The sequence below is a fragment of the Sphingomonas sp. OK281 genome (assembly GCF_900115295.1).
GTDB lineage: Bacteria > Pseudomonadota > Alphaproteobacteria > Sphingomonadales > Sphingomonadaceae > Sphingomonas.
Genome location: NZ_FOVZ01000001.1, coordinates 360,230 through 371,529, shown reverse-complemented (window position 1 = coordinate 371,529; position 11,300 = coordinate 360,230). Strand labels below are relative to the sequence as shown.

General features: G+C 66.4%; 11 protein-coding genes. 8 read left to right on the top strand and 3 right to left on the bottom strand.

The annotated features are described in order from the left end of the window. On the top strand, window positions 1-759 hold the full coding sequence (locus BM244_RS01760) for a DeoR/GlpR family DNA-binding transcription regulator (RefSeq protein WP_254784220.1): 759 nt from the start codon (window positions 1-3) through the stop codon (window positions 757-759). Window positions 760-765: 6 nt separating this feature from the next. Here BM244_RS01760 and BM244_RS01755 read toward each other — a convergent pair whose 3' ends face one another. Together BM244_RS01755 and BM244_RS01750 are read right to left on the bottom strand one after the other, a co-directional pair. Beyond that, window positions 766-2,040 (bottom strand): DUF5690 family protein, encoded by a 1,275-nt coding sequence (locus BM244_RS01755; protein ID WP_254784219.1) that lies wholly within the window; start codon window positions 2,038-2,040, stop codon window positions 766-768. 407 nt (window positions 2,041-2,447) lie between these two features. Next, on the bottom strand, window positions 2,448-3,050 hold the full coding sequence (locus tag BM244_RS01750) for a TMEM175 family protein (protein WP_254784218.1): 603 nt from the start codon (window positions 3,048-3,050) through the stop codon (window positions 2,448-2,450). Between the two features lie 179 nt (window positions 3,051-3,229). Between BM244_RS01750 and BM244_RS01745 the strand changes: the two genes are divergently transcribed. Next, a complete protein-coding gene (locus tag BM244_RS01745; RefSeq protein ID WP_093397004.1) occupies window positions 3,230-4,015 on the top strand; it encodes an alpha/beta fold hydrolase in 786 nt (261 codons plus the stop codon). Window positions 4,016-4,194: 179 nt separating this feature from the next. Beyond that, a complete protein-coding gene (locus BM244_RS01740; protein ID WP_217649070.1) occupies window positions 4,195-5,037 on the top strand; it encodes an alpha/beta fold hydrolase in 843 nt (280 codons plus the stop codon). A gap of 42 nt (window positions 5,038-5,079) precedes the next feature. Here the strand turns inward: BM244_RS01740 and BM244_RS01735 are convergent, their stop codons facing one another. Next, a complete protein-coding gene (locus tag BM244_RS01735) occupies window positions 5,080-8,028 on the bottom strand; it encodes a sensor histidine kinase (RefSeq protein ID WP_254784217.1) in 2,949 nt (982 codons plus the stop codon). Window positions 8,029-8,291: 263 nt separating this feature from the next. On the opposite strand from BM244_RS01735, the gene BM244_RS01730 reads away from it, so the two are divergent. The 5 genes from BM244_RS01730 to BM244_RS01710 all read left to right on the top strand — a co-directional run bounded on the left by BM244_RS01730 (window position 8,292) and on the right by BM244_RS01710 (window position 11,229). Then, window positions 8,292-8,930, top strand: coding sequence for a M17 family peptidase N-terminal domain-containing protein (locus tag BM244_RS01730; protein WP_093397001.1), 639 nt, complete (start codon window positions 8,292-8,294; stop codon window positions 8,928-8,930). A 104-nt stretch (window positions 8,931-9,034) separates the two neighbouring features. Next, window positions 9,035-9,637 carry a response regulator transcription factor gene (locus BM244_RS01725; RefSeq protein ID WP_254784297.1) on the top strand — a complete coding sequence of 201 codons (603 nt, stop codon included), beginning with the start codon at window positions 9,035-9,037 and terminating at the stop codon, window positions 9,635-9,637. Window positions 9,638-9,753: 116 nt separating this feature from the next. Next, the gene (locus tag BM244_RS01720; protein WP_175518001.1) at window positions 9,754-10,314 is read left to right on the top strand and encodes a helix-turn-helix domain-containing protein; all 561 of its coding nucleotides are present in this window, start codon (window positions 9,754-9,756) and stop codon (window positions 10,312-10,314) included. After that, a complete protein-coding gene (locus BM244_RS01715) occupies window positions 10,311-10,970 on the top strand; it encodes a hydrolase (RefSeq protein ID WP_093396998.1) in 660 nt (219 codons plus the stop codon). The genes BM244_RS01720 and BM244_RS01715 overlap by 4 nt, the downstream gene beginning before the upstream one ends. A 4-nt stretch (window positions 10,971-10,974) precedes the next feature. Further along, complete coding sequence (locus BM244_RS01710; RefSeq protein WP_093396996.1) at window positions 10,975-11,229, top strand: XapX domain-containing protein; 255 nt, start codon at window positions 10,975-10,977, stop codon at window positions 11,227-11,229. Window positions 11,230-11,300: the final 71 nt, after the last annotated feature.

Genomic DNA, 11,300 nt, shown 5'->3' with positions numbered 1-11,300 from the left:
GTGACGCAATCGGATCGTATCGCCAGTCTGGTCGCGCTGCTCGAGGCGCGGGGTTCATGTTCGATCACGATGCTCGCCGACCACTTCGGGGTGTCGGACGAGACGATCCGGCGCGATGTTCGGCAACTTGAGACGAGCGGTCGCGCGTACAAGGTTCACGGCGGGGTGAAGCTTCCCGACAATCGGTTGGAGGCGCCGTACCGGTTGCGGATGCAGGCGCAGGCGGAAGCCAAGCAGGCGATCGCGCGCCGAACCGCAACGTTGATCGAGGACGGGATGACGGTGCTGATCGATTCAGGCACGACTTCGTGCTGGGTCGCCCGTGCGCTCTCCGATCGGCGACGGCTGACGATTGTCACGAACAATCTGGAGGTTGCGAGCGACATGCTCGGTCGCGATGGAATCCGCGTGTTCCTGGCCGGCGGGGCGGTCAACGTCGATTACCGTGCGACGTTCGACGCCGAGGCGATCCGGTATTCGCGCTGTTTCTCGCCCGACGCGACGATCCTGTCGATGGGTGCGATCGAGGCGAAGCGCGGGTTCATGGATTTCGAACCCGACGAAGCAGCGTACAAACGCGCGCTACTCGACGGCGCGCGCCGGGTGATCGTCGTCGCCGATGCGGAGAAGTTCGATCGCGCCGGCACGGTTCATGTCGCCGAGTTCGCACAGGTCCATGACCTCGTCACCGACCTGCCCGCGCCACCGGCGATCGCCGACGTCGCGACGCGCGCCGGCGTCAGGCTTCACACCGCCTGAGCGCAGTCACCGCGTCGGCGAGTGGCGGGCGAACCAGAATGCCGAGACGAACGTCAGCACCAGTAACGTCGCGCCGGTCAGCACCCCCGCATTCAGGAACAACCCGAGCCAGTCCCGACCGGATGCAGTCGCGCTCCGCATGAGCAGTAGCCCGATGCTGCCCGAATAGCCGAACGCGTCGGCCAGGTAGATCAGGAAGCCGGCCGTACCCGGCGACGGGCTGGCGGCCATGATACGGTCGAACAGGATCGCGCTGAACGGGGCATAGGCAAGGTAGATACCGACGCCGGTCAGGATCATGCCGGTCACCGGGCCGATCGCCCCTGCGCGCAAGGCTAGCATCGATCCCACCAGGATTGCCGCTCCCACTATGATGACGCCGTGGATCGTGACGACCGCATAGCGGTTGTCGCGGACCAGCCCCAGCATCGCCAGACCAAGCAGCACGATCACGGTCACGGGCACTTCGGTCGCGATGTACAGCGCGGGCGTCGCCGGATGATGAAGCGCGATCCACAGTTCGGGTGCGAAATTGTCGCGGAGGTCGCGCAGGGCCGCCAGCATCGTATAGCCCGCGACGAGCGCCGTCACCGGCACCCAATGGCCACGCAGATAGGCGCGCCGCGCTGCCGGATCCATCGGACCGCGAACGCCCCTCGCCTTTGCATCGGCGACGTCCGGCGGTGGCGATCGCGCAAGCGCCACCATGCCTGCCAACAGCAGCGGCGTGAAGATCAACCCGGTCAGCGCGGGCATCCAGAACGCGCTGACGCCGTGCTCCAGCAACACGCTTCCCACCGATCGCGTCACGCCCGACGAGAGGATGAAGCTCGCGGTCAGGATCGACGCGAGCACCTCCGAATTGCGCCGCCCCTCGAGATAGCTGAAGACCAGACCCCAGATCATCCCGAGCGGCAAGCCGTTCAACAGCATCGCGAGCGGGCCAAACCGGGTGGGCAACAGCGCGAGCAGCAACAACGCCCCCCACGCCGCACCGATCAGCGACAGGATCAGGCGGGTGCGATGTTCCGGCCGATGGACCGAGACGACGTGCACGCCGATCATCTTCGACAGCGCATAGCCGACCGCCTGCGACAGGATCAGCGCCGTCTTGTAATCGATCCCGGCAAACACCGCCGGCACGCCGTCGAACGCCGCCGCCGCGACGGGCTTGCGAAACGCGTACATCGCGAAATACACGCAGAACGCGGCGACGCCCGGCATGATCGTCGATAGCCTGGCCGGGAAGCGTTTCGTCGACGACGGAGACCATGAGTTCACCGGCCGTCGCTATGCCAGATACGTTTCACGAGCGTGACACAGCCCCGGTCATCCGCATGTCTAAAGGCACGCGGCAACCCTCACGGTCGTCGCCGGCTTGGCACTCCGAACCCGTTGTAAGAAGCGGACTCAAAGCGCGTTGCGCTCCTTTCCGAGACGCGCAAAGCGACATTCGCCGCTGATATTGTCGCTTCCCGACGCCAGCCGTTGCTTCGGGTTGCGCATCGCCGACGTTATACGTTCGCCGACAGGTACGTGGCACCGCACCGCCCCGTACCGCCCACCGGTGTCAAATCGTGGGCGCACGCCTGCTTTTCGAACACCGCGGTTTGGTCATGCCGGGCTTCCGGTCGGCAGTTGCGCGGCGTGTTCCGCCGCACCGGGCCACCCGGCGATTGGCCGCCGACCTATGCCTGCTCCCGACCGTCGAATGCACGGACGATGCGGCGATCGGGGATGAACCACAGGCCAATGACAGCGACGTACAGCGCGATCGCGGCCCAGCGGCTTGCGAATGCAAGCGGTACCGCTATCGCGTAGAGCGCGATGCTGCCCCAGCCCTTCCAGTCCGAACCGATCGCCCGCGCGACGGCCGATTGCTTGCCGTTGCAGGCGATGATGGCGCGTTCGGTGAGCGAGTAACCGACCGCGGCCAGCCCGAGAACGATGCCGTATGCGGCGGTGGCGCCCGCAGCGAACTGGCTTTCGTCGAGCCAGCGGATCACGAACGGCACCAGGCTGAGCCAGAACAGCAGGAACAGATTGGCCCACAGCACGCGCCCGTCGATCCGGTCGACGACCGAGAACATGTGGTGATGATTGTTCCAGTACAGCCCCACGTTCACGAAGCTCAGCAGGTAGGCGAGCAGCACCGGCGCACTCGTCGCCAGGCCGCGCAAGTCACCGGTCGCTGGAACTTTCAGTTCCAGCACCATGATCGTGATGATGATCGCGACGACGCCGTCGGTGAAGGCTGCAACGCGTTCCGGTCCCATGCGACGCTCGGTCATACGCACTCCCTTTCCCAATGCGGTCAGCGATATCAGGTCGTCGTCAGCGATCACAGCGACGCGCGCGTGCTGCGATCGCAATATGTCGGTCCTGCGCAAATTTCGTCGGAGTTTGCCAAGACCCTGTCGACGCCGCCGGGCATCGACGGCGTGGAAGCCTGTCTTGGGAGCTGGACGATATGAAGCACTGGATCGCCGGTCTGGCAGCCGCCACCGCAATGCTCGTGCCGTTGACCGGCGTACAGGCCCGACCGGAGACGCAGCGCCCGACCATCATCCTCGTTCACGGCGCGTTCGCGGAATCGGGATCGTGGAACGGCGTGATCGCGCAGCTTCGGCGTGACGGCTATACCGTGATCGCCGCGTCGAACCCGTTGCGCGGTGTGGCCAGCGACGCAGCATCCGTCGCCGGTGTCGCCAATGCCGTGAAAGGCCCGGTCGTACTGGTCGGTCATTCCTATGGCGGGCCAGTCATCGGCGAAGCCGCCGCGCACGCGCACACGGTAAAGGCGCTGGTGTACGTCGCAGCCTTTGCGGCGGATGTCGGCGAGAGCGCGTTCGCCCTGACCGGCAGGTTCCCCGGCGCCACGCTGGGCGCTGCACTCGCCCCACCCGTCGTGCTTCCCGATGGCACAAGGGACTTGTACATCCAGCAGGACAAGTTCGCGAAACAGTTCGCCGCGGACGTGCCGGCACCGCAGGCCGCGCTGATGGCGGCGACGCAGCGCCCGGTTGCAGAAGCCGCGCTCAACGAAAAGGCGCTGACGGCATCGTGGAAGACGATCCCTTCATGGTTCATCTACGGCAGCGCCGATCTCAACATCCCTCCCGCCGCGCACGCCTTCATGGCGAAACGCGCCGCCGCCCGGAAGACGATCGTGATTACAGGCGCGTCCCATGTCGTCATGACGTCCAATCCAAAGGCCGTCGCGGCGCTGATCGAAGACGCAGCGCGCGCGCAATAAGCCCGCGAACCGGCGGCACCGTTTGCCGCGACCAAAGGATAAGTCCCATGCCGGATACCATTCGCGAACCCACGCGACGCTCGGTCGTCATCGCCTCCGCATCCGCGGTGGCGGCCACCCTTCTGCCGACATTGGCGTTCGCCTCTCCCCTTCCCCTTCAACCGAACGGAGTTACGAGAATGAGCAGCGGATTCATCAAGACCAGGGACGGCACCGACATCTTCTACAAGGATTGGGGTCCGAAGGACGCGCAGCCGATCGTGTTCCATCACGGCTGGCCGCTGTCGTCGGACGACTGGGACACGCAGATGCTGTTCTTCCTTGCCGAGGGCTACCGCGTCGTCGCGCATGACCGTCGCGGCCATGGTCGTTCGTCGCAGGCCGATACCGGCAACGACATGGATCATTATGCCGCCGATGCGTCCGCCGTGGTCGAGCATCTCGACCTCAAGCGCACGATCCATATCGGTCACTCGACCGGCGGCGGCGAAGTCGCGCGCTACGTCGCCAAGTTCGGCCAGCCGCAGGGCCGCGTCGCCAAGGTCGTGTTGGTCAGCTCGGTGCCGCCGCTGATGCTCAAGACCGCGAGCAATCCCGGCGGCCTGCCGATCTCGGTGTTCGACGGCCTGCGCAAGGCGCTCGCCGACAACCGCGCGCAATTCTACGTCGATCTCGCCGCGGGGCCGTTCTACGGCTTCAACCGGCCGACCGAAAAGCTGTCGCAGGGGGTGGTCGACAATTGGTGGCGCCAGGGCATGATGGGCGGCGCGCTCGCGCATTATGAGGGCATCAAGGCGTTCTCCGAGACCGACCAGACCGCGGACCTCAAGGCGATCACCGTGCCCACGCTCGTGCTGCAGGGCGACGACGACCAGATCGTGCCGTTCGCCAACGCCGCGCTGTTGCAGGCCAAGCTGCTGAAGAACGCGACGCTCAAGATCTACAAGGGCTTTCCGCACGGGATGCTGACGACGCATGCCGACGTCATCAACCCGGATCTGCTCGCGTTCGTGAAGGGCTGAACCTGGCGGCAGGCGGGAGGGGAACGATCGTAACCCTCCCGCTCACCGATAGGCGATCCGCGCCGGGATCATTACCCTGATCTCGGTGCCGGAGCCGATGCCGCCCCCGGTGTCGGACCGGATCGCGAGCGTCCCACCCATTGCGACGGCGCGTTCGCGCATCCCGATCAGGCCGTAATGGCCGGGTCGATGCCCGGCCTCGCGGACGTCGGGCGGGAGACCGATCCCGTCGTCCGTCACGGTGATGACGAGCTTGTCGGAGCCCGATCTGATCGCGACGACGAGGCGGTGCGCCTCGGCATGGCGCACCGCGTTGGCGAGCGCCTCGCGGACGATCTGCGCGATCTCGTCCGCCACCGGTGCGCAGACCGCTCGCACGACGCCCTCGACGTCCAGATGCCAGGTCAGCGGCGGCGCGACCATGTCTTCGGTGATCGCAGTCAGCAACGCGGGCAACGCGACCGGCTCCATGTCTTCGCGCAGATGCCGGACGCGCTCTCGGCCGTCGAGCAGAACGTCGTCGGCCCGCTCCAGCACGCCTTCGAGGCTCGCGCGCGCACGATCACCCCGCGGGAGCTGCTCGACCACCGACTGGAACCGCAGCATCAGCCCCTGGAACCCTTGCAACAGCGTGTCGTGAAGTTCGCGGGCAATGCGCTCGCGCTCCGCCAGCTGGACTTCGAACCGGCCGCGCGTACGGTCGGCGATCGCGCGGACCCGTCGGCGATACGACAGCCAACCCAGGAACAGTATGACCGCGATGCACAGCGCGACGAAGGCGTATGTCTGGTAAAATCGCGGCGCGATCGTGAACGTGAGTACCGCGCCTTGATGGTTCCAGACGCCGTCGTTGTTCGTGGCGATCACCCGGAAGCGATACGTGCCGGGGCCGAGATTGGTATACAGTGCCTCCCGCGATGGGCCGGCGTCGATCCAGTCGCGATCGATCCCCTCGATCCTGTACCGGAAACGGTTCGCGGTCGCGTTGGTCAGGCTCAGCGCCGTGTAGCGGATCCTGACGTGATTGGTGCCGGCGGGAAACACCGCCGACCGCGGTCCGGGCGTTCGCTCGGCGCCACCGGAATCGATCGAGCGGATCTGCACGATCGGCGGCAGGCGGTTGCGCGACAAGCGGCTGGGTTCGATCGTCGCCAGCCCCTTGTTGGTCGCGAACCACAATCGTCCTGCGGCGTCCTCGACGATGTCGTTCGCATCGACCATGTTCGAGCGCGCGCGGAAATCCTCCTGATACCCGAAGCGCTCGAAAGCGATCGGCAGGCCTGGATGCGCGAACGCCGCATCGAGCGCGACGGTCGCCATCCGGACGATCCCGGTGGACCCGATCACCCACGTCGATCCGTCCGCGGTTTGAATCAGGCCGGTCAACCCGGCGAGGAACGGGTATGATCGATCGGTCAGCGATGCCAGGCGCCGGCCGTCATAGCGTGCCAGCCCCTGGTCGCCGACGATCAGCAGACCGAGGCGACTGGGTATCATCGTCCGGGTCGAGCCGACGACGTGATCCTCGCGTCGCCACAGCCGGGTCTCGATGCCGTCCTTGATCCGCGCAAAGCCCTTGAAGACACGCGAGAACACGATCCCGCCCGTGCCGTCGCTGCGGATCCGGGGTACGGTAGAGCCCGCCGTGCCCGCCGCTCCGCCGACCGGCTGGAGACGGTCACCGATCACCCGGTAGACCCGGCCCCCCCCCGTCCAGAACCGGCCGTTGGTATCCATGGCGCAGGTCAGCGAGATCGGGCCGCGAATGGGCGTGGCCTTGCCGAGCATGCCCGACCGATCGAGGTCGAGCAGCCATTTGCCCCGCATGCTGATGACCAGCACGCGGCGACTGTCGCCGCACAGCACGCCGATATCCGCCAACGGGAAAACCAGCACGGGTTTGCCGTCGCTGGCGATGCGGTACACGCCGGACAGTCCCGCGACGAACACGGGGCCGCCTCCGGTCGGTCCGACAAAGCCCGATACGATGGCCTCGGTCCGGTCCGGCTGGACGATATTGCTCGGCGAGAAGCGGTCGAGCCCGGACTCGGTTCCGACCCAGATATTGCCTTCGCGATCCTCGATCATCGACAGCGTCAGCGATGCCGTCAGCCCCTGCAGCTCGGTGAACATCTGGACCGCGTCGCGGTTTTCGCGCCGATCGAGCGATCCTGCCGGCAGCCGCGCCAGCCCGGTATCCTGCCCGAGCAGCCACAGATTGCCATCGCGGTCGAATACCGGCTTGGGGAATACGAAGGGCGTGGTGACGGGCCCCGACCGAAAACTGCCGCCCCCGCCCGTTACCGGCCGGATCCGGTCGCCATTCCATTGCCACAGGCGACCACCCGGACTTTCGGCAAGCGCGGTATAGGTGTCGATCGGTATCCCGGTGTCGATGAACCGGGTAGCCCCGGGTTTCAGCAGCAGCATCCGCGGACGCGCGGACACATAGATCCCCGCGGACGTACTCAGGACATCGCCGATCGCGGTTTCCGGTACGCCCTGCCCGACCCCGAAGCGAGACCAGCGCCTCTGCGATAATCGGTTGAGCACGAGCTTGCCCTTCGATTCGACCTCGAACCAGATGGCGCCGTCCTGCCCTTCGACGATGCGGTTGACGCCACCGACGGGCGGCGACGGGTTGGCACCCTTGAGGACGCCGCCGCGGAACACCGCGACGCCGCCAAAGTCATAGCCGACCCAGATGTCGCCGTTGCGGGCCGCCAGCAACGCAGTAATCTGGGGCGAGCGGTACCGATCCTCGTCGACGGGGACGATGCGCTCGAAAATGATTCCATCGAACCGGTAGAGTCCGGTTGCGGTGCCGAGCCACAGATAACCGTCCCGTCCCTGCGCGATCGCACGGATGTTGCCGGGCGCACCGTCGCCCAACGTCCAGCGCGAATGGCGCATCTGGGCGATCGTCCGCGTGGAATCGACGGCCGATGCGCCGGTTGCCAATGTCAGGAGACAGACGAATGCCGCCAGCACGCGGACGGTTGCCTGTCGCCAAAGCGTGCGCGGATAGTCAGATCGTACGGATAGTATGACGATGTCCAACCCAGCAACGATAACGTACGTTACGCCGTCGAAACGAACAAAAGCAAGGGTCGCGACGACACACACGCGCCTGCACCGAATGTTTCGCCGCAACCGCACGATTGTCCAAATTCGGTCAGCCCTGTCCACGATCCTTCGGTGACAGGGTGTTATGCTGGCACGAAGGTCCCGGATCGGATCAATGGGAGACGGGAATGTTGCCGATGGATGGCCGTGCAGACGACGCGGTGACGATCGGGACATGGGGGCGCGTTCGCATCGATGTCGCGCCGCGCGATGCGGTGAGTGCGGAGGTGTCGGTGGCGATCGCCGGCGTCTTCTCTTGCGAGATCGGACGGAACACGCCCGGCGGCGGCTTGGGAAACCTCGATGCGGCGCTGGGCGGCGCGATCACGCGGCTGCGCGCCGACGGCATATTCCGCGCCGAGCCGGGCGACGTCCTGACGCTGTCGGCGCCGGCGAGACCGATCCATGCGGCGACCGTCCTCGCGATCGGACTCGGCAACCCGGCGGCCTGGACGCCCGCCGTGATGCGGCAGGCGGTCGCGACGGCAGCGCGCGAAGTCATCCGCCTCGATGCCTCGTCCGCCGCGTTCGCGCCAAGCCTGCTCGACAGCGGCCTCGCGCCCGACGGTCTCGACGGAACACCGGAAGCGATGCTGGAGGGGTTGTTCGATGCGCTGCCCGGCGGTCGACGCGACGATCTTCGGGGTGAACAGGGCGACGATCGGTCCGGAGCCTTGTCGCGCTGGCTGTTCTGCGTCGGTGCCGCGCGGTTCGAAGCGGCGGCAGACGTCTTCCGCGATGCCTTCGACCGGCTGGCCGCGCGCTGATGGATCGGCGGCTTGCCATGTCCGTCGGACCCGGCGCAGGGTTTCCGCTTCGCAGTCCCCAACCCCGTGAGTTCGCCGTGTCGTCATCGCCGCAGATCCGCATCATGATCGTCGACGATCATCCTTTCCTCCGCGAGGGGGTGAGAGCCGTGATCGAGACGCAGACGGATCTCGCGCTCGTCGCGGAGGCCGAGACCGGCGAACAGGCGCTGGCGCTGTACCCGACGCATCTCCCCGACATCGTCCTGATGGACCTGCAGATGCCGGGGATCGGCGGCGTCGACACGATCGCCGCGATGCGCAGCCACTGGCCGCAGGCGCGGATCATCGTGCTGACGACCTATTCCGGCGATGCGCAGGCGTTGCGGGCGTTGCGCGCCGGGGCCGCCGGCTATCTGCTCAAGAACACGCTGCGCAAGGAACTGCTCGACACGATCCGCTCGGTCCATGCCGGCGGCAAGCATCTCAACGCGCAGGTGGCGTCGAGCATCGCCTTTCACGTCATCGAGGATGCGCTGACCGAGCGAGAGATCGGCGTGTTGTCGCTCGCCGCGTCGGGCAATTCCAACAAGCAGATCGCTGCCCGGCTGGCCGTGACGGAAGAAACCGTAAAAGGCCACATGAAGCTGATCTTCTCGAAACTCGGCGCTTCGGATCGCACGCACGCGGTGACCATCGCGGCCAAGCGCGGGATCATCGAACTCTGATCCAGGGCTGTTTCGGGCCCCACTAAAGAGGGGGCGATCGCCACCCCGGCCGGGGCGCAGTCGATCGATACCCATCCGTTATGGTCCTCCTCACAGGTTGCGAGGGAGAACAGGCGATGCTGCACACTGCCCCGGGGGCCACCGCCCTGCCCCGCGCGTTCGCACCGTCCGTTGCCGCGAGCCTGCTGGCCAACGCGGTCAGCACGCTCGATCACAATCCACACGTCGCACGGCATTACCTGGAGCGGCTCGCGGCGATGTTCGTCGAGGACGATCTTCCGCCGATCGAGACGACCGCACCGGCGAAGGGCGGACTCGCCGCGTGGCAGTTGCGCGGCGTCGTCCAGCATATCGAACGGGCGCTGGGATCGACGATCGGCGTCGACGCGCTGGCCGAAGTCGCACGGCTCAGCACCGGGCATTTCTGTCGCGCCTTCAAGGTGACGACGGGCGAGACCCCGCACGCATTCCTGATCCGGCAACGCGTGCATCGCGCGCAGACGCTGATGCTGCGGACCGACGAGACGCTCAGCCGGATCGCCTATGCCTGCGGGCTGACCGACCAGGCACATTTGACTCGGCTGTTCCGCCGCGTGGTCGGCGTGACCCCGTTCGTCTGGCGCCGCACCTGGCAACAGCCGCCATCACGCATCTTACCTCTGGGAGACCGACCATGACCATCACCGCCACCACAACGCCCGGCGCGTCGCTGCTTTCACCGACCGATCATCTGCTCGTCCTGATCGACTTCCAGTCGCAGATGGCGTTCGCGACCAAGTCGATCTCGACCGAATTGCTGCGCAACAATGCCGCGCTCATCAGCCGCGCGGCAAAGTCGTTCGCCGTGCCGACGATCCTCACCACCGTCGCAGTCGACAGCTTTTCGGGGCCGATGTTCGACGACATCACGGAGGCGTTTCCCGGTCAGGCGATGCTGGACCGCACCTCGATGAACACGTGGGAAGACCAGGCCGTGATCGACGAGGTCAACCGTATCGGCAAGACGCGGATCGTGTTCGCAGGGCTGTGGACCGGGGTGTGCATCGTCGGCCCCGTCGCCTCGGCAATCGACCAGGGTTTCGACTGCTATTTCATCGCCGATGCATGCGGCGACATCTCGATCGAGGCGCATGAGCGCGCGGTCCAGCGGATGATCCAGCTTGGCGCCAGGCCGATGACGTCGCTCCAGTATCTGCTCGAACTGCAACGCGACTGGGCACGCACCGAAACCTACGATTCGACCACCGCGATCGCGAAGAAATGGGGCGGTGCCTACGGGCTCGGCGTCACCTACGCCAAGACGATGTTCGGCACGTCCGAAGGCGGGCATTGATCCCGTGCGGCCGTACCTGATCTCGCTCGCCGCCGGCCTGTTCGTCGGCGTGATCTATGCGCTGCTGAAGGTACGGTCGCCGGCCCCGCCGACGATCGCGCTGATCGGGCTCGCCGGGATATTGCTCGGCGAGCAGGCGGTGCCGCTCGCGAAAAGCCTGTGGGCAAGCCGCGACAAGGCCGCCGCGATCCGGGCGGCCTGCACCGATCACGTGTTCGGGATGCTGCCCGGCCACCACCACCACGACGGCGCAGCGTGAGCATCGACCGCCGCACGACCATCCTCGGCGGGGCGGCGGCGACGCTCGCCCCGCTGCTCGCCGGCAACCGG